This window comes from Aquibacillus sediminis, from assembly GCF_005870085.1.
Classification (GTDB): domain Bacteria; phylum Bacillota; class Bacilli; order Bacillales; family Amphibacillaceae; genus Aquibacillus_E; species Aquibacillus_E sediminis.
In genome coordinates this window covers 67,794-91,530 of sequence record NZ_SZNM01000012.1, presented here as the reverse complement: position 1 = coordinate 91,530, position 23,737 = coordinate 67,794, and the positions used below count along the sequence as shown (strand labels likewise).

The 23,737-nt window shown below is 38.9% G+C and carries 20 protein-coding genes; 11 read left to right on the top strand and 9 right to left on the bottom strand.

The genetic code is table 11. The features are described from left to right. Positions 1 to 99 precede the first annotated feature (99 nt). From FCI53_RS12625 to FCI53_RS12600, 6 genes are all read left to right on the top strand, one after another. Positions 100 to 633, top strand: a complete 534-nt coding sequence (locus tag FCI53_RS12625) for a hypothetical protein (protein ID WP_138419421.1) — start codon at positions 100 to 102, stop codon at positions 631 to 633. 118 nt (positions 634 to 751) lie between these two features. Beyond that, positions 752 to 1,288 (top strand): hypothetical protein, encoded by a 537-nt coding sequence (locus FCI53_RS12620; RefSeq protein WP_138419419.1) that lies wholly within the window; start codon positions 752 to 754, stop codon positions 1,286 to 1,288. 111 nt (positions 1,289 to 1,399) lie between these two features. After that, positions 1,400 to 1,579, top strand: a complete 180-nt coding sequence (locus FCI53_RS12615) for a hypothetical protein (RefSeq protein ID WP_138419417.1) — start codon at positions 1,400 to 1,402, stop codon at positions 1,577 to 1,579. Between the two features lie 1,025 nt (positions 1,580 to 2,604). After that, positions 2,605 to 4,122, top strand: a complete 1,518-nt coding sequence (locus FCI53_RS12610; RefSeq protein ID WP_138419415.1) for an NADH dehydrogenase subunit 5 — start codon at positions 2,605 to 2,607, stop codon at positions 4,120 to 4,122. A 21-nt stretch (positions 4,123 to 4,143) separates the two neighbouring features. After that, entirely contained in the window at positions 4,144 to 6,762 is a 2,619-nt protein-coding gene (locus tag FCI53_RS12605) for a DUF2309 domain-containing protein (protein ID WP_138419413.1), read from the top strand. A gap of 57 nt (positions 6,763 to 6,819) precedes the next feature. Further along, positions 6,820 to 7,329, top strand: a complete 510-nt coding sequence (locus FCI53_RS12600; RefSeq protein ID WP_138419411.1) for a carbonic anhydrase — start codon at positions 6,820 to 6,822, stop codon at positions 7,327 to 7,329. Between the two features lie 677 nt (positions 7,330 to 8,006). On the opposite strand, the gene FCI53_RS12595 is transcribed toward FCI53_RS12600, so the two are convergent. After that, positions 8,007 to 9,263, bottom strand: a complete 1,257-nt coding sequence (locus FCI53_RS12595; protein ID WP_138419409.1) for an endo-1,4-beta-xylanase — start codon at positions 9,261 to 9,263, stop codon at positions 8,007 to 8,009. Between the two features lie 854 nt (positions 9,264 to 10,117). Then, entirely contained in the window at positions 10,118 to 10,765 is a 648-nt protein-coding gene (locus FCI53_RS12590; protein ID WP_138419407.1) for a hypothetical protein, read from the bottom strand. A gap of 358 nt (positions 10,766 to 11,123) precedes the next feature. Between FCI53_RS12590 and FCI53_RS12585 the strand changes: the two genes are divergently transcribed. From FCI53_RS12585 to FCI53_RS12575, 3 genes are all read left to right on the top strand, one after another. Further along, positions 11,124 to 11,708, top strand: a complete 585-nt coding sequence (locus tag FCI53_RS12585) for a biotin transporter BioY (protein WP_138419405.1) — start codon at positions 11,124 to 11,126, stop codon at positions 11,706 to 11,708. A 42-nt stretch (positions 11,709 to 11,750) separates the two neighbouring features. After that, positions 11,751 to 12,725 (top strand): biotin synthase BioB, encoded by a 975-nt coding sequence (gene bioB / locus FCI53_RS12580; RefSeq protein ID WP_138419403.1) that lies wholly within the window; start codon positions 11,751 to 11,753, stop codon positions 12,723 to 12,725. A 73-nt stretch (positions 12,726 to 12,798) separates the two neighbouring features. Further along, positions 12,799 to 13,284, top strand: coding sequence for a pyridoxamine 5'-phosphate oxidase family protein (locus FCI53_RS12575; protein WP_138419401.1), 486 nt, complete (start codon positions 12,799 to 12,801; stop codon positions 13,282 to 13,284). A 90-nt stretch (positions 13,285 to 13,374) separates the two neighbouring features. Here the strand turns inward: FCI53_RS12575 and FCI53_RS12570 are convergent, their stop codons facing one another. The 3 genes from FCI53_RS12570 to FCI53_RS12560 all read right to left on the bottom strand — a co-directional run bounded on the left by FCI53_RS12570 (position 13,375) and on the right by FCI53_RS12560 (position 16,030). Further along, positions 13,375 to 14,601, bottom strand: coding sequence for a DUF438 domain-containing protein (locus tag FCI53_RS12570; RefSeq protein WP_138419399.1), 1,227 nt, complete (start codon positions 14,599 to 14,601; stop codon positions 13,375 to 13,377). Positions 14,602 to 14,945: 344 nt separating this feature from the next. Further along, a complete protein-coding gene (locus FCI53_RS12565; protein ID WP_138419397.1) occupies positions 14,946 to 15,155 on the bottom strand; it encodes a hypothetical protein in 210 nt (69 codons plus the stop codon). 110 nt (positions 15,156 to 15,265) lie between these two features. After that, positions 15,266 to 16,030, bottom strand: a complete 765-nt coding sequence (locus FCI53_RS12560; protein WP_138419395.1) for an SDR family NAD(P)-dependent oxidoreductase — start codon at positions 16,028 to 16,030, stop codon at positions 15,266 to 15,268. A gap of 853 nt (positions 16,031 to 16,883) precedes the next feature. On the opposite strand from FCI53_RS12560, the gene FCI53_RS12555 reads away from it, so the two are divergent. Further along, positions 16,884 to 18,848 carry an NAD(P)/FAD-dependent oxidoreductase gene (locus FCI53_RS12555; protein WP_138419393.1) on the top strand — a complete coding sequence of 655 codons (1,965 nt, stop codon included), beginning with the start codon at positions 16,884 to 16,886 and terminating at the stop codon, positions 18,846 to 18,848. A gap of 75 nt (positions 18,849 to 18,923) precedes the next feature. Here FCI53_RS12555 and FCI53_RS21460 read toward each other — a convergent pair whose 3' ends face one another. Genes FCI53_RS21460 through FCI53_RS12540 form a run of 4 tightly spaced genes read right to left on the bottom strand, consistent with a single transcriptional unit; the run spans position 18,924 to position 22,941 of the window. After that, entirely contained in the window at positions 18,924 to 19,097 is a 174-nt protein-coding gene (locus FCI53_RS21460; protein ID WP_171038163.1) for a hypothetical protein, read from the bottom strand. 1 nt (position 19,098) lies between these two features. Beyond that, positions 19,099 to 20,289, bottom strand: a complete 1,191-nt coding sequence (locus tag FCI53_RS12550; RefSeq protein ID WP_138419391.1) for a Ger(x)C family spore germination protein — start codon at positions 20,287 to 20,289, stop codon at positions 19,099 to 19,101. A gap of 1 nt (position 20,290) precedes the next feature. Then, positions 20,291 to 21,400, bottom strand: a complete 1,110-nt coding sequence (locus FCI53_RS12545) for a GerAB/ArcD/ProY family transporter (RefSeq protein WP_138419389.1) — start codon at positions 21,398 to 21,400, stop codon at positions 20,291 to 20,293. Beyond that, a complete protein-coding gene (locus tag FCI53_RS12540; protein WP_138419387.1) occupies positions 21,397 to 22,941 on the bottom strand; it encodes a spore germination protein in 1,545 nt (514 codons plus the stop codon). The genes FCI53_RS12545 and FCI53_RS12540 overlap by 4 nt, the downstream gene beginning before the upstream one ends. A 176-nt stretch (positions 22,942 to 23,117) precedes the next feature. On the opposite strand from FCI53_RS12540, the gene FCI53_RS12535 reads away from it, so the two are divergent. Then, on the top strand, positions 23,118 to 23,702 hold the full coding sequence (locus tag FCI53_RS12535; RefSeq protein WP_138419385.1) for a hypothetical protein: 585 nt from the start codon (positions 23,118 to 23,120) through the stop codon (positions 23,700 to 23,702). Positions 23,703 to 23,737 lie beyond the last annotated feature (35 nt).

The window sequence follows — 23,737 nt, the reverse complement described above, 5'->3', positions numbered from 1 at the left end:
CTATAAACGGGTTCTAATTCTCAAGAAGGATTCAGCTGAAGCAGTTATGTAGATGAAGTTAGCTATATAAATTAGGACTTGAATAAAAGGGGTTTTTCAATGAATAGTAAATATTTTTTTACAGGATTCTTAATTTTATTCTCACTATTAGTGGGGTGCAAAGCAGAAGATGAGGTTGACTCCCCTATTTACGAAGGGAGTGATTTGATTATTGGTGTAATAGGTAAAATACCTGAAGTACGTGAGGAGAATGTGAATTTTAAGAGCATAACGTTAACCGAGTTAGAATCAAATGTTGCAAAGGTTTCTAATGAGTACGATGCTGTTTTCATTATGAAACACTATCTGGATCAAGCTGGGGAAAACAAATTTGCACAAGAGTATAAGGAATTGAAAATACCTGTCTTCTTCATTGAATCAAAGAAATCATATATCCCATTTATATATGATGATATGACCTATGAAGAAGCCCCTAATATGGAAGACCAAACATATGCAACAGGTATTATAAGTGAAGAAAAAGATACTTTTAATTATTGGGGCTATGGATTATACAATGATACTGAAAATGAAACCAATATAAAAGATGTTTATTCAAGGATATTTACAACCATTGAGTCAGAGGTGAAATAAGCAACTTTTTAATAAAATTGCTTGTTCAACAAACAAAGGCGTTAATCTAACAAAGGATCGTTATTTTTGATAAAAGTACAATACTACATAGCAAGTTAATATACATAAGGGGAGTCATATGCGAAGAGTAAAGCTATTTATATTTATACTATTTATCTTATTTATCATAAATTGGACTGGAATATTTTCTTCTTCTATTGAGGAGACAGTTGAAAAAAATGGGTGGGATAATATTTTTCTAACTGAAATGCTGGACAGCAAAACAGCCATGGTTTTTATGGAGGAGAAAAAGGGAGAAATTAGCTTTAATTTTGCTTATAAAGGTATATTTGGATGGAGATTAGATGACAGTTCGGGGCGGTTATTTTCAGTTAATGATAATGTGGAAGGCTTTAGTACTTCGGAAGTTCCTATAATTGTTGACGGTGATGTCCTTTATTATTGTTTAATGGGAATTGTGATGGATGAAGAAATAGATGACATAGCTTATAAATCAAGTGAAGTGAATAATGAAAGAACACTAAATAGATTTACAACTAATAAAGGAACAAGAATTTATTATACGGTTGTAGAGAGAGAATTAAGTGATGTTTCTTATATTGCATATAATTCTCTGGATGAAATTCTATACAATAAACAAAGAAATTTCTTGTGATTTTTTTAACTTAAAGTAAAGAATGCATTACCGCAAGAACGGTAATGCTTCTTTTGTAGATATTTGCATTAGAGTGTTTAAGTTTTCATGAATTTAAAGGAGGAAAATAGTATGATAGCTCTTGGATACATATTACCAACCATAATCGCAATTTTTTTTGCTGGAATTTTCGCACCAATAGTTGGAATTGTAATTGGTTTTTTCATTCATATCATCGTATTACTTATAAGAATTTCAAAAAAATTAGACAAACTCATGGATAGGTTAGATAATAGCGAAAATATTTATTAGCATCAGTCGGCGTAAACACTGGTTATATGATTTTTCAGTTACTATCATTAACTAGTCAGCAACCAAGAAATAAATTTAATGTTGTTATTGAATAATGGAAGGAGACTGGATTGTTAAAGCCTTCTGTTGCGCGAACCTTTAAAATTATTTTTGTACATAGTTCTGAATGGAAACGACATATAGGTGCATTACATAATCACGATCTTGATAGAGAGAGTATTACATATGAAGCTATTCTTAAGAAATTGGAGAAAGTTTTTTTGTTGAATAAGAACATAATGGTTAATGGATCTAATTAGCTCATTGCTTGGTATCATTGGATTAGATTGTTTCAATAATTGAAGGAAATGTTAAAATAATGAGGAATTAACAATTCAATCAAATAACTAACAGCAAGTATAGGAGGTTCACTTCTATGCTTACTGTTTTTAAAATTTCTAGCTGTCCAACTAATGGGGGGCGTGCATTAAAAATTAATTGTTTGAATTTTATGTAAAATTTTCTGAGTAGCTGTATAGACGAATGCACTCAAGGACTGCAGATTTATCCGCATGAGGTGACCAACTCCATTCTCCATTACCCACATCTTGACAATTTCCTAAATTAGTTATATCTTATATAGTAACTTAATAACTGACAATTGTTTATGTTAACTTCTAACCGATATGGGCTTTAGCATTCTGTTAATATTTTCCTAATATTGACTGAATGAAAAAGCATGAACCATATAAGAAGGAAAATCCATCGGTAAACTTTATATTCTAGTGTATAGAATGAGAGCTGCTGGCTTTTTACTTAGAAGTGAATAATAGACATATATTCTATGACCTAAAAAAGGTAGCTTTTCAAAAAACTTCGTTAAAGTTAGTTGAAATGAAACCGGCAATTTTCAGGGTTCAGTGATTTTTATATAATCATTGAACCTTGAAGTTGTCGGTTTTTTTATTAGAAAAAAATCTTGTTAAATCGACCAGAATACTTGGCTTAAAAGATACTTTTAAAACGCTCCAGAAGGGAGAATAACTATGTTCGTTTCACTATTATCATCACCAATGATTACTTTATTTTTTATTGCACTTATAACTGCTGCGTTAAGTGGTCTCTTGTTTTTATCTCCGCGGGTACCATTGAGTTATGTTCGCATTCATATTGCGATCGCTGCGTTACCGCCGTTGGTTTCTCTAGTTGCTCTCGTTAATACGAGTGTGAATGAAGTGGTTGGTCCTTGGTACCTAGATACCTTAGCTTGGCTAATGGCTTTCTTTGTCCTTTTAATCGGTTTAATCATTCAACGATTTTCTGTTCGTTACTTGATGGGGGATCGCGCTTATCGTAAGTATTTCGCGCTATTCACATTCATTACAGGTGCTGCTTCGATTGTATGGTTAAGTGGTGACCTTCGCTTGATGGTGATCACTTGGGGAGCAACGCTAGTCGGTTTAACCATGCTGATCAGATTAAACAGTGGATGGAAAGTAGCGAGTCATGCAGCTAAGATTACCGGGATCCTATTTGCCTTGAGTTGGTTTTCATTATTATTTGCGATGATTTGGCTTAATCAAATCACAGGTCAATGGCAGTTATCGTTCGCTCTAACAAATGAAAATCTAGCCCAATTTGAAGCATGGGAGAGAACAGGGATTAATTTATTGATTGTACTAGCGGTAATCATTCCAGCAGCACAGTGGCCTTTCCAAAGGTGGTTAATTGAATCTGTTGTTGCTCCGACACCTGTTTCTGCGATTATGCACGCAGGGTTAGTAAATGCAGGTGGGATTATGCTAACTAGACTTTCGCCCCTTTTTGATGGTGGTCTAGCTTCGATTGTGTTACTAATTCTGGCAAGTATTTCTGTATTAATAGGCTCTGGAATTAGTTTAGTCCAGGTTGACTATAAACGTCAGTTAGTAGGTTCCACGATTGGACAAATGGGATTTATGCTCATTCAGTGTGCATTAGGTGCATATATACCAGCCATTATTCACCTTCTACTACATGGTTTGTTCAAGGCTACCCTGTTCCTGCAAGCTGGTTCGGCAGTACGTCGTTACGAAGCATTGCCTCGCGTTAAGGAGAAATCATCCTATTTAGGCATCCTAGCTGGTCGGGCTTTAGGTATCCTTGTAGGTGGGACTTATTTGTTCATGGCTCCTGGAGATGGGTATCAGTGGATTAGTGCGCTAATCTTAGGATGGTCCTTGTCCGTTGCTTGGACACAGCTCGTAGCTTTTGGAGAGGGGAAGATGAATCGAATGATTGGCTTATCCTTTATAGGAGGAGTGGCAGCCGTTTATGTTATCATTCATAACCTTTTCTATGAGTGGTTGTATACAACTGCATATCATAGTGTTCAACCTCCGATGTCCGTTGTCATTATTGTCATATGTCTCTTAGTATTTGGTAGTGCGATCGGTAGGTGGGTTGCGCATAATCGTTCTTCTTCTTCTGCTTCCTTCGCTGTTTTCTATCTTTGGTTAGTCCGGTTAGGGGAAGCAAAAACAAAGTCAGTAGAAAGTCATCCAAACTACCTGAAACAATTTTGATCATAAGGAGGTAATTCATCAATGGGCCTAACATCTGTATTAACAAAAGAAAATGTGAAAAACAAAGATCTCAATCATGATTTTCAAGAAAGTGATATAAACGTGTTCGTTGAATCTGCTAGCCGGGTGATTGCACCTCTTTGGCCTATTTCTACGTTTGCAGCACGTCATCCGTGGATGGGACTTGAAAACCAACCTTTTGATCAAGTTGCCAAAAGGTTAAAACATACGAATGATGTGGATCTATACCCAAGTACTTCCATGATCCTTTCGGCAAAGAAGAAAGGGGAGATTGATGAAGACTTTGTGAAAAAAGGGCTAGAACGTTGGCTTGATACCCATTCGTTTCATATCCCACGGGATGTTGCGGAGCGATTTTGTCGTGCTGCCCTAACACTAGAGCCACTACCTTCCGACCTGTTAGCATCAGATGAATTGGAAAAAGTAGGAAAGGAAATTAGTGGGCTTTATCCGGATCGAATCGAGAAATTTTCCATGCCATTAAGTTCGCATGTAGAGAATGAAGATGGTGAAAGATTGAGTGCAATTCTTGATTATCATGTTATCAAGTGGTGTAAATTATTTCTTGATGACTCCCAGGCAGGTTGGTCGATGCCAAACCGTGACGAAGGTTTTTATCGTGCATGGCAGCGTCTTATTCCATATGATCCATCACTTAGTAAAAAGCAGCGCCAACGACTAAAAGATTGGCCACAAGATGCACACAACGGTTTAAAACAAGCATTATCTGCACTAAATATTTCAGGGTCACAAATCCAGGCTTATCTGGAAGGTCATCTGCTTTCTTTACCTGGGTGGGCAGGAATGATGCTTTGGCATTCCCAACAATCGAACGGTGCAGATACACTCTTAACAGAATATTTAGCAGTTCGAATTTCGATGGAGTGGGCGCTCCTAAAGCCTTCCCTTCCATTGCCACATCAGTTATCAGAGAAAAAAGTTTCGATCACTCCTCTTTTAGCAGCTTGGATCCACTGGGGAGAGCTTACCATGGAGGAATGGGACCAAATGTCGGCTGCTGAACAAAACAATTATTTATCATTTGCCTACAGCTTTGATGAGATGACACGTAGGAAAATTTGGTTAGAAGCTTGGGAACAAACACATGCCTATCAATTAAGGCAGCAACTTATTTCTAAACAACAGGAGACTAACAGTGAAAAATCGGCATTAGCTCAATTAGCATTTTGTATTGATGTACGATCAGAGCCTTTTCGTCGTCAACTTGAACAAGAAGGACCGTTTGAAACGATCGGGATTGCTGGTTTCTTTGGAGTACCGATTGCAACTAGTGAACTAGGAAGTAATCACAGTCATGCTTCCTTACCGGTCATCTTAAAGCCACAGCACAAAATAAAGGAATTCGCCGATGAAACGGAATTAACATCCTACCAACAACGGAAGCAGACGGTTCATTCGATAAGCTATACATTTAAAAAGATGAAACAGAATGTACTAGCGAGCTTACTTTTACCTGAGCTGAGCGGACCTTGGCTTAGTTTGCAAATGGTAGCACGTAGCTTTGTGCCAAGAAAGGCAGATCGTTTCATTCGTAACCTTCGTAAGACGTGGTTGCACAAACCGGATACAAAACTAACGCTACATGATGTGCACCATACAGACGGGGAGTTACCGGTTGGTTTTTCTGAACAAGAAAAAGTCAATTATGCGCACCAAGCATTGAAATTGATGGGATTAAACAAATTCGCCCCATTAGTCGTCATATGCGGACATGGGAGTCAAAGTATTAACAATCCTTATGCAGCCTCTCTTGAATGTGGTGCCTGTGGTGGAGCAGCTGGTGGATTCAATGCAAGAGTTTTAGCTACTTTATGTAACCTGCCAGAAGTAAGACAAGGGCTTTCTTCTGAAGGAATTGAAATCCCAGAGGATACTGTTTTCGCAGCCGCTGAGCATAACACAACGGTGGATGAATTAGAGTGGGTTTATGTTCCTGAACTTACAGAAGCAGCTCAAGAAGCATTTGATCGGATCGAAGCTGTTATGCCAAACGTTAGCCGAAATGCAAATGAAGAGCGTCTAGGCCAATTACCGAATGTCCAATCGAACCTAAAAAATCCACAGGCTGAGGCACACCGATTTGCAGAAGATTGGAGTGAGATCCGTCCTGAATGGGGATTAGCTCGTAATGCCTCTTTTATTATTGGCCAACGTGAACTAACCGAGCATTGTGACTTGGAAGGGAGAGCCTTCCTTCATAACTATGATTGGAAACAAGGTGAAAGTGGTGACCTCCTAGCTAACATCATTGCCGGACCAGGAACGGTGAGCCAATGGATTAATCTACAATATTACGCTTCAACGGTAGCACCTCATTATTATGGGAGTGGAAATAAAGCAACACAAACCGTTACAGCAGGTCTTGGGGTAATGCAGGGAAATGCAAGTGATCTGTTAGCCGGGCTACCTTGGCAATCTGTCATGCAATCCGATCATGAGGCATATCATGCTCCTCTTCGTTTGCTTATTGTGATTCAAGCACCGACAGAAAATATAAAACGGCTATTAAGTATTGATTCTGCATTTAAAGAAAAAGTTCAAAATGGTTGGGTTCGTCTTGCTAGTATTGACCCGGATGGACGCTGGATTAATTGGTAATTGCACCTAATTTTCATTCAACCGAGGACTTTTAAACATAGCGAAGGAGTGTACTTTATGGATTTTGGTAAAAAGGCAATATTTTTAACAAACATGGAAAACGGGTTGGAGCTAAATCTTCAAGAAGTGACGAATGTGAAACCTGAAAACATGTTGACGATACAAACCTATGGTCCTATCCTCACACATCCTTATGGAGAAATCATGAGATCGATTATTATTGCTATGGAACAGTACAATGTAGAGGACATTTTTGTTGTTGGGAAAAGTGAAAACAGCACTGCTTCCGTTCATCTACAAAGGCAGCTTGATTCCATGAAAGATGGGATACAAACATTGGATTATGTTTTTAAAAATTGCATACCAAAATTCCCTTTTGATACTGTCGGGGAGTGGCTCAATGGGGAAGGAAATGCCAGTGAACAAATCGAAAAGAGTGTTTCGATCATTCGTCATCACCTATTCGTACCTTCCTATGTAAAAGTTCGAGGTTTAATGGTAAATCATCATGAAGGAAAATACGCCATTGATGAGGTGCCAAGTAAAGAATGGATTGAAAGTAAGTGATGTAGGCTGATTTCTAAAAGAATGTTGCTTGGACGCAATAACGATACACTACGACGTAATAGGTAAGATGAAGAAAGGCGAAATAAAGACCTAGTCGCACCTTGAAATGGGGTACCTTGTTAAATAACGGAATGCGGGACCGGATTGTAAGATGAACCGGTTTGTGGTTCCGCTAATTCAAGGAAAATAGCTTTAATCCGGGTGTAAGCGGTTCGTGATTCCGCTAATCAGTCTAAAAGTGGTATAAAAGGTTAATAAAATGGCAAATAGCGGAATGAGAAACCGCATCGCACTTCAAAACGAGGGTATTTTGTTAAATAGTGGAGTGAGGGCCCGCTTCCATTTAGAAAATAGTACCCATAAACAGGCGTGATTACGTACCACTAAAAGTCTAATTCCTCGGAGGATTAGACTTTTTTTACTATCATCCCGGTGTAACTGTCCGTAAGGTTCCCGCATCAAAACATGAAATGAGACGTTACCTTTTGCTTTCCCTCCCCGAATGATCCAACTAACACCAGTGGGGATAGAACATAAATCCCCACTGAGTGACATTTCCCTTACAAACCAACATAACCAATAGTATGCTAGTGCTATGACTCTTTTTTATAAGGAATGAATTAGAGGAACCGGTAACTTTTTTCCATTCATACTAAATGGAAAGATTCTATTTCCTCTTATTTGATGACCATCCGAACCATTTCACCATCTTTATCTAATTGGAAGCTTCCTTTCTTATCTCCACAACGAAGTTCATACTCACCAAGGAATCCTTCAAATGAGACCATTCCATCGTCATCTGTCTCACATGTCACGTTTGTTAACCAATCTCCTTTGATCAGTTTCTTTAGTACGTCATAAGATGGTTTTGGACTATTATCTCTTCGGACAAATCCGGAAGGCGCATTAATCCAAGCGCCATCATCACTGAATTCCCAACTTGAGATGGCTTCTACTAACGGATGTTGAAATAGGATGGTGTACATTTCTTCGACTTGTTTAGCCTGGCGTTCTTCCCCTTCAGGCGTTGATGGCCAATCTGTTACTTTATAATCGTTAAGGTCGACAATTTCAGGTGGCATCAGTTGTCCAGATAACAAGGTGTTTTCAGTAAAATGAATCGGTAGGCCAAATTTGGAGAATCGTTCTAACACTTCTTCTAATTTTTCACGACCCCAATAGCCTTGATGTTGGTGGGACTGAATACCGATTTTATCGATTGGAATACCTGCATTGAGACACCCGTCAATTAAAATGTCATAGTTCGTTGATGTATTAAAATCATTCAATAACAGCGTGGCGCCAGGATTGGCTTCCCTTGTCTTCGCAAACATTTCTTTAATGATGCCAACACGGCCCAAATCCTTGGCAATTCTAGTAATCCCATTATCGTATTTGTCATAAATAGGCATGATCACGACTTCATTGATGACATCCCACATATCGATTAATCCTTTGAAGTCAGTCACTTCTCGTTCAATTCTAGCAAACTGTGCTTTCAGGATTTCTTCATTGCTCATGTCGAGAAGCCATGGCGCGGTTGCGGTGTGCCATACAAGTGGGTGACCTTTGACTGTGACGTTACGATCTTTTAACAATTGGGCAGCAGCCTTTAATTCGGTTGTACGTGGTTTACCTTTTTCAGGTTCAAATGCTTCCTGGTAGTTGGGAAATTCCCCCCAGTAAAAAGGGAGTGTAGCGAAATTAAATATATCCAGGAACTTATCTAGTTTGTCTTCCAAAAATGGTAGTCTGTTTGGTGGTACATTTCTATTGGCTACTTCTATGGCATCAAACATGCCGCTACCAAACAAAAACTGATGGTTGGTTTGTGTAAACGTTACTTCTTTTCTTGAAACAGGATTTCCTGTTACATCCACTAGTTTCATTGTCTTCCTAGCCATACGGTGGGCTAATTGATTTGTTCGTCCCATTCTTTTACCTCCATGTTAGTTTGATAATCTTTCCAGGAAAACGTTTTCGAAGTAAATTATATCAAACTTTATCTAATCGTTAAACTAACTAGGTGCTTGTTACTTTTAGTAAAGGAATTGATGGATTCAACGAACGGGGGATGCTTACTCTTAAAAAGGATAATGCCTTGTTTTATAGAAGTAAGCAGGTGGGTGGTAGCGTGGTTTATTGGATTTTGAGCACAACCGCGTGTGATTCATGTTTTTATACGCGATTTACGTATTTTTACGCCCGATCATGTATATGTTTCTAGGGTGCAATTTTTTTAAGGAGGGAAGTCAAAATTGGGTATGAAATTGATTATTTCTCTAGCTATTTTATTTTTACTATGGTACCTATTAGCGTTAGTTGGAATAGACTTGTCATATCTTAATATATTTGAATGGGCTACTACGTTTGTTCTCCCGTGGATATTTCTTTATTGGATCATAAGACTAATTAAAATCCTGGAAAAACGTTGACTGTTGTAGTATGAACGATCGATTAGTTTTTTGGATTAATCGTGTATAGTAGAGTCGTTATTTTAAGCTAGCTATGCATGAGAAACCTTGATTGCGTTAGGCTTAACTTTTTTGGAGATGTAAGGGATCCATTTGTTTATTGTTTGGTTATTATTCTGTTGATTGGGTTTGCTTTTGGTGTATTTAATCGAGTTCGTGAGCAAATTACGAAAGGCGTCAATTGGAAGACCTTTCTTTATACCATTTTCATTATCGGAGCAATGTATCTCTTTGTTAAAATTATCAATTAAATATTGGTGCCTATCACTTTCATTTCTATAAGGGACAGGTGCTGGTGCCTGTCTCCTTATTTTTCAACTCAACTCCGGATACATACTCCATGCAAAATACCCCATTGCCACAAAAATTCCAAGTCCGACAACACCGTTCCAAACCATCTGCTTCCAAAACAGTTTTCCTTCTCTTTGTTGACGATACACATCGATGATTCGATACTGGATTTCCTCTACTAGTGGTAATCTCCACCATTTTTTGAATGAGACTGTAATCGTTTTGTTTTTGTCGCCCCACATGCCAGCCACTACTTTTATCTTTACTTGATCTTGGTAGAGGTCAACGATCGTTTCGTCCACCAAATTATCGTCCTTGATTTCAAATGGAATCGAAAGGTTGGTTAGTTCTTCATCTAATAGTGACACAACGGACTCTTTGGTAGTTTCATAGAACGTGACATCTCTGCCATTAAAATAAAATCTAGAAATCAAACTTATAACCAGAATACCTATGAAGATCCCATACCAAATAACTGGATTTACCTCTAATCTTAGCGCTTGTAAAAGTTGTAGAGACGAAATCAATAACATAAGGACATAGCCTATGTTCGATTCTGTCACCACGCCTCTTTTCTTTTGGATTCTATATGCAGAATAAAACAAGGATAACCCTAGGAAAATTCCAGCAAAGACTAGAAATAGAAATTGTACATATAAATCATCACCCATATGAAGCACACCTCATTTTCCGTTGTCTGTTACCAATATTCTAATAAACCATTTTACCATAAAGAACTTTCACCATCGTAACGTTTCAATTGCATCAAACAACAAGGGAGAGGCACTCCGTATGGATAACTGTCTACGGGGAGGTTTTGCCCAACTATTTAGTTCATTTTAATTCATCATTCTTGAACGAGGAACCTAATCATTTTTGTACAAGGATTTTTCACACATAATATCGTAAACCATTTTTTTTATTGGTTGACAATAAATCAGGAATGGAATATTCTATATTTATAAAAAATTCAAAAAACACTTGCATTTGATCCGAGGGTGTTTTAAATGAAGGAGGGTTAGTAACGTTATGAAATTAACACCATTGGATATCACAATGGCAGCATTGTTTGCTGCATTAATGGCAATTGGGGCAAATATTACCGCGTTCATAGTGGTCGGAGGAGTTCCAATTACATTGACTACTTTTTTCAGTATTCTATCCGGACTTTTACTAGGAAGCAGATTAGGTGCCATTTCCATGACGGTTTACGCATTAGTTGGACTAGCTGGTGTACCTGTTTTTGCCCAATTTTCAGGTGGTGCGTCTACTATTGTTAGCCCAACATTTGGGTTTATCGTATCTAATATTCTAGTAGCCTACATTGTTGGGAAAATAATAGAGATAAAAGCTACTCGAGCTAGTTTCATGGTTGCATCTTTGATAGGGATGAGCATTAATTACGTTTTTGGTACGACTTGGATGTATGTTGCGTACCAGTTATGGTTTGGTGCACCCGAAGGATTTAGTTATGCGGTGGCTTGGTTATGGATGGTAGCTCCGTTACCGAAAGATATTATTTTCTCCATTTTGGCCGGTGGATTAGCATACCGAATTCGCGGGAAAGTTTACCGATCACCATCGAACCAATTAAACGGGGAAACACCTGCTTGATAGAGGCACGACTAAACGGTTAAAAGGAAGGGAGAATGAAACATGTTCGATCATTGGTTTGATCTAGCAGACAGGATCATTGCAGGAGAAGAACTGACCGATGAGGAAGCTCTTTCGATTTTAAACTGCCCAGATGATGAACTTTTACTTTTACTACAACCTGCCTATAAAATAAGGTATCAATATTTCGGAAATAAAGTGAAGTTAAATATGATTATTAATGCGAAATCAGGTCTTTGTCCTGAAAACTGTGGGTATTGTGCACAATCTTCTTTATCGACGGCACCTGTGGAAAAATATACAATGGTCAATCGAACATCCTTATTAGGTGGTGCGGCTGAAGCAGACAGACTTAATGCGGGAACCTATTGTATCGTTGCTAGTGGTAGAGGGCCGAGTAAGCGCGAGGTTGATACCGTCGCATCTTCGGTAAAGGAGATTAAGGAGAGATATGACTTGAAAGTATGTGCTTGTATGGGGATCTTGAAACCGGAACAAGCCCAGCAATTAAAAGACGCTGGTGTGGATCGTTACAATCATAATATCAATACATCCAAAGCCCATCATCCCAATATCACAACGTCCCATACATATGACGATCGTGTGGAAACAGTAGATACGGCCAAAAATGCTGGGATTTCTCCGTGCTCTGGTGTGATTATAGGGATGAAGGAAACGCAAGAAGATGTCATCGATATGGCTAGAAGCCTGAAAGTTCTCGATGCAGACTCGATTCCGGTGAATTTTTTGCATGCGATTGATGGCACACCATTGGAAGGAACGGAGGAGTTAGATCCACGCTATTGTTTGAAGGTGCTCGCATTATTCCGGTTTATTAATCCAACAAAAGAGATCAGAATCTCCGGTGGTAGGGAAGTGAACTTAAGAAGCCTTCAACCATTAGGACTGTATCCAGCCAATTCCGTTTTCGTCGGTGATTATTTAACAACAGTTGGTCAAGAAAGCACAGTGGATCATAAAATGATTGAAGATCTGGGCTTCAAGGTTGATTATTAACGTGGTGGCAGTTGTGACTTGAATAAAAGTTTGTATAGAGGGGGAGTATATAGCCATAAAAGAGGTGATCGAAATGTCCAACAAGATGAAACAAGAAGAAATCAAAACTTTAAGAGAGTTAATTAAAGATGTGAACACGGCCATGTTAACTACGGCTACGGAAGAAGGACTTGTTTCTCGTCCGATGAGAACACAACAAGTAGAGTTTGATGGTGACTTATGGTTTTTCACGAAAAAAGAGACGAATAAGTATGATGAAATTGTACAGGACCAAGATGTGAATGTAGCATATGTAGGTAAATCCTATGTTTCCGTCCGTGGAAAAGCGGAAATCGTTGAAGATTTAGACAAGAAAAAGCAATTGTGGAGCAAAGCACATGAGACAATTATGCAAACTTCTTATGATGATCCGAACGTTATTTTGATAAAGGTAAAAGTGGAGGCAGCCGAGTATTGGGAAGAAGGAAATTTCATCAAGAAGGTTGCCTTTTACTATAAACGCATGACAGGACAAAATTCTAAAGCGACAGACATTAATGAAACGATTGAATTGGACTAATGTCGTGCCTGCCATAAGTCGTTATAGAACATGGGTTCAGGCACTCCATATGGACAAACGTCCACGAGGAGGGCCTGAACCCATAGAACTTTAACTCAATTCCCTTTTCACCTCACGCGGTAAGTCCATGAAAGGTTGAATATCTTGCACATACTCCAATATGCCCAAGTACTCGTCATTTTCATCGAACAATCCTTTATACGTCACATGAACAAATTGATCTTTCTTTTTGAACCACATCGATTCGGAGTCTCGTCTTTTTTCCTTTAAGTCATGGATAAGGTGCATGACTTTTTTCATACTCTTAGGTGGGTGGCACATGGCGACGTTTCGTCCAATCGATGTTGGGGTGCGGATGAACATCATCTCAGATGATTCTACCAATTCATTGAAATATTTAAAGATGCCATTTTTATCCACAAATGTGATTTCTAGTGGCAAATTGTTCAAAATATGGTTGGCTTCATTGATCGTTAAGTAACCACCGCCAAATCGCAGATGTTCTGTATCTCTTGTGTCGTTTTCGTCTTTGGTAGCTCCTTCAGATTCAGGTTCAGGGATCCAATCTAGTTGTGGTTCCTCAACGGCATACCCAAATACGTTACTTTCTTTAGCAATCGCTAACCAATCGGCTTCTTTGAAAATAGACTGTGTGATAGGAAGTAGAAAATATTCTTCTTGAAAAATCATGTCTTTACATGCCTGTTCTAAATCCTCAAAAGCTTCTTTGACGTATCGAAAATTCACATCTGGAATTTTTTCCATCATTCTTTTCGTCCCTTTATACAACGTACGTATGCGATCATCGTCTGCCCACATCGTTCGGGAAAGCGTATAGATGCCATAACGCTCGAGTATTGGGAAATAGAGCTTTTCTTTCCGATTATAATGACTATACAATGATCCTAATTGTTGCATTTCCTCTAATAGTGGATCTGTTGGTTGTTGTTGATCTTTTTCAATAGCGTCAACATGGCGATTGATGCGAGTTAATAGGCTTTCGAATACCTCATTTTCCTTTTTCAAGATTTGAATAGGATGACTTGGATGATCTGCATTAGCAACAGCAATGTCATGAATCGCTTGACCATATAAAGAATGGTAGATGTTAAAAAATTGCTTGATCGCGCTTGTTGTTATGTCATTGTCACGATAGAGAATTTCTTGCATGTTCAGCGCAATGTCTAAAGTGTTTACCTGCTGCATGTGTTGGGCAACATCTTCTTTTACAAGGTGTTCGGACTCCCCATCTTGCAAGCGAAGTAAAAGTTCTTTTATCGTACGGATTAGTTTGATATCTAAATGTATTTGAACCATTTTTTCACCTCATTGTGATTTTGTATTTTGAATGGAAATTGTTAATGGTTGAACATAGAGAGGAAGTAAAAAAGAATCCTCACTCATAGTATTCTCATTTTACTTTATATAAAAGGTTAGGAGTGTGATGTATGACACGGGGGATGGTTTTAATATTGGCAACGTCTTGAAGAGGGAATGGTTTGATGCCTGAGCGGTGCCGTCATCATTTAGAAAGAATGCTATGAAATTTTGAAACTTAACTAGATAAAACATATGCTAATGCGAATAGAAAAAACGCTCTGAGTATGAAAAAACTTAGAGCGTTCTTCTCTTAGCTAGCGCCACCCGTATGTATAAAGAAACTATTTTCTCCATTTCTCCATTAAATTTAATCCAACAGCACCAATGGCAATGGTAACAGCAATTACTACTAATCTAAATAAAATGTCATCAGTCCCATGAGGGTGATTCGTTAATGTAAGAAACCATAATACTTCAACAACTAATAAACCCACCCATATGAAATAAGCACCCATTATTTGTTGCTTGTTAAACGATTTATCTATTTTCAACACCTCCCTAAATGTAATCTATCATAAATAGATTCATTCTTGAACGGGACAGAGGGACAGGTTTGTTGTCCCACACTTAAATGGGACAAGTGCCCTGTCCCCGTGTCCCATTAATCTGCCTGCATACCACCATCGACATTATATAGTGATCCATTGACGAATGAGGCTTGGTCAGATGCTAGGAACAGGACAACCTGCGCTACTTCATCTGGTGCACCAAACCGTCCAGCAGGGATTCCTTGTTTAATGGCTTCACCAGATTTCTCTGGTTGACCAGGTGTAATATTGTTCTGGATGTCTGCAAGCATCTGTGTATCAATCGCTGCTGGTGCAACGGCGTTGACACGAATGCCATTACTTGCTGCTTCAAGTGCAGCTGTCTTGGTAATCCCAGCAACAGCATGTTTGGACGCAATGTAGCCAGCCATGCCTGCCGAACCAATATAGGCCGCGTTGGATGCTGTGTTTATAATGCTACCATACCCTTGAGCCTCCATTTGCTTAATCACATGTTTCAAACCAAGGAAGACTCCAGTTACGTTAATGTTAAGAATTTGCTCAAATTTTTCTTTTTCCAAATCCTTAATCATTTCAAACGGTCCGTTGACACCTGCATTATTAAAGAAAATATCAATTTTACCAAACCGATCGATGGTTTCTTTTACATACTGTTTTACATCCTCTTCATCAGTCACATTTGCTTGCACAACATGGATCCGGTCTTTGTCAGCACGTAACGCATGCTTAGTGTTATCCAATGCTTCCTGGTTAATGTCTACTAAAACAACTTTAGCCCCGTTGTCCAAAAACTGTTGTGCCGTTGCTTTGCCAATACCACCCGCACCACCAGTAATCAATACAACCTTATCATTCATCCGTTAGCCTCCTTTAAGGGATTTACAATAAATCTTCCCATGTTACATATATATGAAACGAACACATTTTTTAGAATTTGCTGATGTGACGAGGCATTTGAAAGTAGAATTAACAAAACAAATCTATAGCAAATAGATAAAACTCACAATAAAATAGTAGATTCATTTCTTTGTAAAAATTGGTGTGAACATAAAAGTTACTAGACTCCTAAACGGAATGATGTGAAGCACCTATCAACATGCTAGTACAAAATTCATATACTATTCTAGTTAATTTGAAAGGAGGTGAATGAGATGTCTAAGCTGAATAGAAATAAGAGGGATCACTCATTTAAAAAGACGCACCTGTTTGATTACTTTGAACCTGATAAATGGAAAGATGACTCCTATTTTACAGACTACGAACATCACGATCATCACCATCATGATCATGATGGGAAAGGTCATAAGTGTTCCTGTGCTTATCCAAAATGTAAAAAGCGAGATGAATCCAAGAAACATGGCAAGTGTTGCAAGCATAATTGTTCTAAACCAGACTTAAATAAATACAGTCGTTGTTCTAAACCTCACTATTGTAACTGCTGTAAACCTTCATGCCATCACTCTTCACACAAAAAACAAAACCACCACTGCTGTAATCACCACAAACACAAACATCACAAATGCAAACATTGTTAAAACCGGGACAGAGGGACAGGTTTGTTGTCCCACGCTTAACTGGGACAAGCGCCCTGTCCCCATGTCCCACTCAAAATTGGAAATAGTAGTCACATCCTATTATAATAAATGTAATCGGTGTTTTTACTGACATTTTTTGTGAATGTATTCACAAAAAAGTAAGAGGAGGAAGGAAATGCGTTACGACAATATATTTAAACAAGGACAAATAGGTGAGGTAACACTGAAAAACAGGATTGTCATGCCGGCTATGGGGACTAATCTTGCTGGTGTTGATGGAGAAGTTACCGATCACTTGATTGCTTATTACGAAGAACGGGCCAAAGGTGGAACGGGATTAATTGTGACGGAATTCACTTGTATCGACAGTGAATACGGGAGAGGTTTTGCTAGACAATTAAGACTTGATGAGGATCGGTTCATGCCGGGGATCCACCGTTTAGCTAATGCGGTGCATAAATATGGTGCGAAGATGTTTGTGCAACTCCATCATGCAGGTAGACAGTCTAATGCTTCTTTAATAAATGGGAAGCAAATTGTTGCCCCAAGTAATGTCGCTAGTCAAGCAGTAGGTGAGGAGCCTCGTGCTTTAACAACAACAGAGGTGAAAGAGTTAGTAACTAAATTTGTTCAAAGTGCAGTAAGGTGTAAACAGAGCGGGGTAGATGGAGTTGAAATCCACGGTGCACATGGGTATTTAATTAACCAGTTCTTAAGCCCTGAGGCCAACCGACGCACAGATGAATTCGGTGGGAATTTTGACAATCGGATGCGATTTGTGGAGGAAATCATTCATGGGATCAAAGCAAAGTGTGGCAAAGACTTTCCTGTGACAGTGCGTCTCAGTGTGGATGAGTTTGTAGAAGGTGGCATTGATTTACAGTTAGGCAAGCAGATTGCCTGTTATTTAGAAAAACTAGGAGTAGACGGCTTACACATTAGTTGTGGAACCTATGATTCAATGGACACAATCATTGAGTCACCACTATTTGAACAAGGCTGGAAAGTTTATATGGCAGAAGAGATAAAAAAACAAGTCGCCATTCCAGTGATCACGGTAGGCTCCATTCGTGAACCTCAATTTACAGAAACGATTTTAGCTGAGCAAAGAGCGGATTTTGTAGCGATCGGAAGGGGTGTCATTGCAGATCCCGACTGGGTCAACAAAACGAAACAAGGGCGAATAGCTGAAATAAGAAAATGTATTAACTGCCTGCACTGTATCCATTCTGTTACGAACCATTTACATGTTAAGTGTTCGATCAATGCTAGGGCAGGTCGTGAGCTAGAATTTAAGAAAATTGAGCGACTGCCTGCTGATGAGAAGCAACAAATTGTAGTTGTTGGCGGTGGGCCAGCTGGGATGGAAGCGACACGAACACTAGCATTAAAAGGGTACGATGTCACAGTTTTTGAAAAAAGCCATAAGCTTGGTGGCCAATTGCATCTTGTGACAGACCCAAACTATAAAAAGAAAATGAATTGGCACATCGATTACCTGATAAGCGAAATGAACCGGTTGAATATCGATGTTCGTATGAATACAGAGGCGACGGTTGAAACGATTTGCTCGGTCAAGCCATATGCAGTTTTATTGACAACAGGAGGTCGACCAAAACTCCCGCACGTAGAAGGGATCGCGTTAGAGCATGTCTATACGTATGAAGATGTGAAATTACAGGAAAAAGTATTCGAAGGTAATAAAGTTACCGTGATCGGTAGCGGTATGATCTGTCATGGAACTGCACGCCGCCTTGCCGAAGCTGGAAATGATGTCACCCTTGTAGAAGTTCCGACAAAAGTTAGTAAAAGGATTAAACCTGAAACGAGGTTACGACTACTTAATAAACTCGAGCGTCTAGGTGTAGAGATTGTGACCGATCATCAGATAGTAAACGTACTTCCAACCGGTGTGCTTGTAGAGGACCCAGCTACTGGAACCCATTCGGAACTTGAATCGGAATACATCATTGTAGCGATGGGGGTAGAGGCGTATAACCCATTAGAATACGCCTTACGGAACAAGGTGGAAAATGTGTTTGTACTTGGAGATGCAGCAGGCTATGCCTCCCTTGGTGATGCAACCCGTGACGGTTTCGAAACAGCTTATATTCTCGAATCAATCGTCACCCCTCGTTAAGGAAATGGGACAGAGGGACAGGTTTGTTGTCCCACCTATAACTGGGACAACAAACCTGTCCCCATGTCCCACTCCCTAGTTTTGTTGCTTCCTCTGTTCTTCTTGTTTTCCTTGTTGTTTCCAAGGTGGGTCGCCGTATTTGTGTAAGGTTTGGTTGATTTTGTTAATACTGTATGGAATGACGAAAGCTAGTACGATACATACAATAGATAACGTATCTGGTAAACGTTCTACGATGATGTTCCACATCCTAGTTCTGCTCCTTATCTGTTGAATAGATTGTATTTCCAGAATGCTCCACAGTGCCATTAACCTTCACGTCGATGTCGCTTTTCGAGAAGTAATTTTCTCCTGTATCCCAGTCATCCTTGATGGACTGCCATAACTTATAATGGTTACCGCGTAGATAAACATTTAATTTAAAAATGTCTGTTTGTAATTCGTTTTGGGCTTGCTCGATTGTTCTTTCCGTTAGTTGCTTAATACTTTTTTCCAATGCCTTGGAATAGGTATCTAGATTTTCAAATGGATTTGTTTTACTAGATGTTTCCGTTATATTTCCTGCTACATCCATTTTTATTTCAAATTGTAAATTGTTTTTATCATTATTGACGAGTTGCAGGTCGCTATTTACCTCAGTAAATTGAACGACGGACTTAGAATCGGACTTAGAATCGTCCACGGGAATCATCATCGTACCAAATTCAGCCTCACCTGTCAGGAAATTTCGCCCTTTCGTTAACTCACCATCCAGTCTGCCAACGACTACTCGTTCGTTTCCATTGAAAACGGCAACACCATTATGCTCAATATTTTTGTCATCTGAAATAGATAGATAAGGAATAACAAAACTAAAATCTAAGAATAAGTATTTATGGAGATCGTCGAGTCGCAGAGGTTTGGCTACCTCAGAACTTCGTTGGTTTTCTAATAATGTTTCAATGTACTGTGAAGGAAGTTTGATATGTTCGGGTTTTATGTCAAGTAATGCACTGGCCTTCCCGTTGGCTACCGCTACTTTCATCCCTCGTCGCATTTCTTGTCCACGGGTAAATACGTCAAGGGAGTTTTCGAATACCTCTGGTTGTTTGGTAACTTCTTCTGAGAAAATAAGTACCTCTAAATGTTGAGCAAACAAGGTGCGATTTGCCTTTTTGGAAAGTTGGGTATTCATATGGTTTATATTTTCCCCTGTTATCGAAATATTTCGATATGCTTGCTCCTGTCCTCCTTCAGTTGTAGAAGTTCCAATACCACTAGGTACGACAACTTGATCGGTCAAGATTAGTTGCTGATTTTGTTCTGTTTGCTGATCACTTAAATCAACTGTTGCTCCATAAATAAAGGCACGTTCCTCCACTTCCACACTGTCCCAACAGCCAGTTAACAACAATAATGCACAAAAAAGCGGAACGAGGGAACCTCTTTTGGGAATGAACATGCTATTTCACTCCTCTTATTTTATATAACAATAGGAATAGGATCGTCACACTTGCCACCAATCCTAATCCGAAATAACCTATTACTCTACCTACCATCCCAAGCTCATCTTGATTTTTAGGCAAGCCAGTTAGAAAGAAAATAATTGGAGACAGCACAAATACAATCTTTTTTTTATCGATGTTTTTAAAAATGGATTGTAATGCTAATACGGCTACATCAAAAGCCATGGCACATGTATTAAAAATTGCCATCGTCCATATGATGAAAAATAGTGAGGCAAACCGATTGAAAAATCCACCAGGAACCTCAATAGTCCGCGCAAGTTCGATCACTGGAAACGTTAGATTCTCAGTTGTGATATTCCCAAATACTAAGACCGTGATGACCACAATCATTAGATGAAGGACTACCACCCATATCATGCCAAACACAGCCTTCTTTGGTGCTTGTTTAGGAGAGCGTACTAGCGATATGTAAAATAATAAATACCCGAATACACCGAATCCGCTAACCGATAGAATACTACGATGGGTAGCCATCCAATAGCCTTGTAAATCTGTTTGGAAAATAGGAATGGAGTTATCATACCTGGTAAATCCAAAGCTAAATAGAAGCAAAAAAAGTACAGCCACCATGATAATCGGCAAAAAAAGTGCATTAAGACGAAAAATAGCTGCTCGCGATCCTGATACGGCATAAACCACCACTAACAAAAAAGTGAGACCGATTATCTCGATGGGGGTTTGTTCAAATAAATATAAATGAGAGATTTCAGCAATCCCTCGTAACTCAAACGAAGTAATTAATATGCCGTGCAATGCAAACAGAAAGGAGATGGCAATTGCGATTGGCTTCGTTGTCAATTTCGATGCATAGGTTAAAAAAGACTGCTCAGGAAAGCGACTAGCTATTCGTCCTACTAACCAGATGAATAGAACAGTAATTCCTCCGCCAAACAATAGGGGATAGATGGCATCAAGACCTATAGTGGTATCTGCTAAACTTCTTGGCATATAAAGGATCCCTATCGCAATCACTAAAGAGGGAACGGCAATCAAAATATCTCGTTCTTCAATTGTTTCATAACGATAACGGTTGTTTAAGTTCATTTTGATTGCCTCCTCTTCTTAGCGGCTGTATCATCTTTTGTGTTCAAGTAGGCAGGGCGCTTCATCAGCATCATTAAAGGGGCACGAATAATCATGTCTTTCCAGTCTTTTCCTATTACAGGAGCAAAAGGTACCGAATACGGGATACCGACACTTTTTAAATTAACGATATGAATGTTGACCATTATATACACAAGAATAATGCCATACAAACCAAGGAAAGCAGCAGCGATCATAAAAGTGAATCGAAGTAACCGTAAACTAATCGCCATACTATAGTGTGGGGCGGTAAACGATGCAATTGCTGTTAGAGCTGTAATAATCACCATGATTGGACTTACAATTCCCGCACTTACGGCAGACTCACCGATGACTAGCCCACCAACAATTCCAATCGTTGCACCAATAATTTTTGGCAACCTTACCCCAGCCTCGTGTAAGATTTCAAAGGTGATCGCCATCATGAGGGCTTCCACAAATGCCGGAAAGGGAACCCCCTCCCGTGCAGCAGCAATCGAGAACACGAGCTTCGCTGGCAGCATTTCTGGGTGATAGGATACAATAGCGATATACAAACTCGGTAAAAAAATGGCGATAAATGCAGACAAGTAACGCAAAAACCTTAACGAGGTGCCGACAATCCAGCGTTGATTGTCATCTTCTAATGAATGAAAGGTTTCCGTTAAGGTGACAGGTGTAATTAAAACGAATGGGGTCCCATCAACTAAAATAACGACTTTTCCTTTTAAAAGTGCTTCAACCGCTCGATCTGGCCGTTCCGTATCAACGAGTTGTGGAAACGGGGATAAAAAACTATCCTGAATCCACTGTTCCACTTCCCCTGAACTAACCGCATAATCGGTATCAATACTTGCTAATCGACGATTGATTTCGTCAACTAGATCAGGATGGATAATTCCTTCGATATAACTAACGACTAACTTTTGCTTCGATCGTCGACCAATTTCATGTGTTTTAAAACGAAGATTAGGATCTTTAATATCTTGTCGTATTAACGATAGGTTCGTCCCAATATTTTCGATAAATCCAGCTCTAGGCCCGCGAATTAATCGTTCAGATTGCGGCTCTTCAACCGCTCGATCCTCTCCACCTGCCGTTCCCATCAGTAATACCGTATTCGTTCCATCTACATAGATAGCAGTATCACCAGATAAAATCGCATAGGAAACATCATCTAATGAGTTTGTCTTCGTTATATCTGCAATCGCTATAATTTCTTGGTAGAAATAGTCTAACAAGTCAGCATCAGCTTGTGGTTGGCTGGATAATACTGTTTTTAAAATATTGTTATGCACGAGCTGATTGTCCGTCATCCCACTCATATAAATCATGGCTATTTTTTCTTGGTTTGGCCCAATGGTTATTTCCCTAATGATTAAGTCAGTGGGTTCCCCTAGCATTGTCTTCAAACTAGTTAAATTCTTATCTAAATTAGTTCCAATCTCGATGGTGAATGAATCGTCTTGCTGAGGTGATGATGCCTTGCTATTTTCACTTTTGAATTTTGAACGCTTATTCATACGAACTCCTCAATAATCATTATGTTGCTCCAATTATTCCCGATAAGGAGCTTTGTTATACTAGGAATGGTGTTAGCCTTTGCACATAACTACCACAACAAGCTATGGTAAACTATGAAGTATAACAGCAAGCTGGAAAGGTCGCACATCATTTATAAAGAATGGAGGGGAAGAAGATGAGGGGGATGTTAAATTTAATGATCATTTTCCTAGTTTTTATGACGGCTTGTACGCAAAATCAAGATGTTATAAGCGAAAAGGAAAGTGAGTTTAACAATGAAATTCAGGAATTAACGGAAAGATTAAATGAGAAAGAAAACCAAATCAAAGAATTAACCCAAAATAATATGGAATTAACAAATAAGGTGGATAGCTTTACTCAAGAAAAAGAACTTTTTCCTGTAATAAGTCATCAATCAAGGAAATTTATACAGGTGCAAACAACTGGAGACAAAGAGAAATTAAAGCCAATATTGTCAGATGATGTAGAGCTTGTGGAGAAAGACAACAAATTATATGTCAACATAGATCGTAACGACGTTGAATGGCTTCTACACGATTCACAAAGTAATAAGACATTTGATGATTGGGTCATACAAGGGTATCACTATGACCATGAAACGGAAACATGTCGTGTTCATATTAGACAATTTTACTCTGATGAAGATGGCGAACCTGTGAGTCCACCAACTTTTCTCAATATAACGTTTGAACAACTAGGAAACGACTGGAAAATTGTAAATCTTGGATTTGATGTCTAGTGATCCAGTTTAATAGATAGTAATTAAGATGTGAT

Excerpts from the sequence above, each read along its gene's own strand:
- FCI53_RS12555 (WP_138419393.1), top strand. The coding sequence starts at position 16,884 with ATGCGTTACGACAATATATTTAAACAAGGACAAATAGGTGAGGTAACA.
- FCI53_RS12615 (WP_138419417.1), top strand. The coding sequence starts at position 1,400 with ATGATAGCTCTTGGATACATATTACCAACCATAATCGCAATTTTTTTT.
- FCI53_RS12610 (WP_138419415.1), top strand. The coding sequence starts at position 2,605 with ATGTTCGTTTCACTATTATCATCACCAATGATTACTTTATTTTTTATT.
- FCI53_RS12590 (WP_138419407.1), bottom strand. The coding sequence starts at position 10,765 with ATGGGTGATGATTTATATGTACAATTTCTATTTCTAGTCTTTGCTGGA.
- FCI53_RS12600 (WP_138419411.1), top strand. The coding sequence starts at position 6,820 with ATGGATTTTGGTAAAAAGGCAATATTTTTAACAAACATGGAAAACGGG.
- FCI53_RS12545 (WP_138419389.1), bottom strand. The coding sequence starts at position 21,400 with ATGAACTTAAACAACCGTTATCGTTATGAAACAATTGAAGAACGAGAT.
- FCI53_RS12550 (WP_138419391.1), bottom strand. The coding sequence starts at position 20,289 with ATGTTCATTCCCAAAAGAGGTTCCCTCGTTCCGCTTTTTTGTGCATTA.
- FCI53_RS12585 (WP_138419405.1), top strand. The coding sequence starts at position 11,124 with ATGAAATTAACACCATTGGATATCACAATGGCAGCATTGTTTGCTGCA.
- bioB (WP_138419403.1), top strand. The coding sequence starts at position 11,751 with ATGTTCGATCATTGGTTTGATCTAGCAGACAGGATCATTGCAGGAGAA.
- FCI53_RS12595 (WP_138419409.1), bottom strand. The coding sequence starts at position 9,263 with ATGGGACGAACAAATCAATTAGCCCACCGTATGGCTAGGAAGACAATG.
- FCI53_RS12605 (WP_138419413.1), top strand. The coding sequence starts at position 4,144 with ATGGGCCTAACATCTGTATTAACAAAAGAAAATGTGAAAAACAAAGAT.
- FCI53_RS12620 (WP_138419419.1), top strand. The coding sequence starts at position 752 with ATGCGAAGAGTAAAGCTATTTATATTTATACTATTTATCTTATTTATC.
- FCI53_RS12540 (WP_138419387.1), bottom strand. The coding sequence starts at position 22,941 with ATGAATAAGCGTTCAAAATTCAAAAGTGAAAATAGCAAGGCATCATCA.
- FCI53_RS12535 (WP_138419385.1), top strand. The coding sequence starts at position 23,118 with ATGAGGGGGATGTTAAATTTAATGATCATTTTCCTAGTTTTTATGACG.
- FCI53_RS21460 (WP_171038163.1), bottom strand. The coding sequence starts at position 19,097 with ATGTGGAACATCATCGTAGAACGTTTACCAGATACGTTATCTATTGTA.
- FCI53_RS12560 (WP_138419395.1), bottom strand. The coding sequence starts at position 16,030 with ATGAATGATAAGGTTGTATTGATTACTGGTGGTGCGGGTGGTATTGGC.
- FCI53_RS12575 (WP_138419401.1), top strand. The coding sequence starts at position 12,799 with ATGTCCAACAAGATGAAACAAGAAGAAATCAAAACTTTAAGAGAGTTA.
- FCI53_RS12625 (WP_138419421.1), top strand. The coding sequence starts at position 100 with ATGAATAGTAAATATTTTTTTACAGGATTCTTAATTTTATTCTCACTA.
- FCI53_RS12570 (WP_138419399.1), bottom strand. The coding sequence starts at position 14,601 with ATGGTTCAAATACATTTAGATATCAAACTAATCCGTACGATAAAAGAA.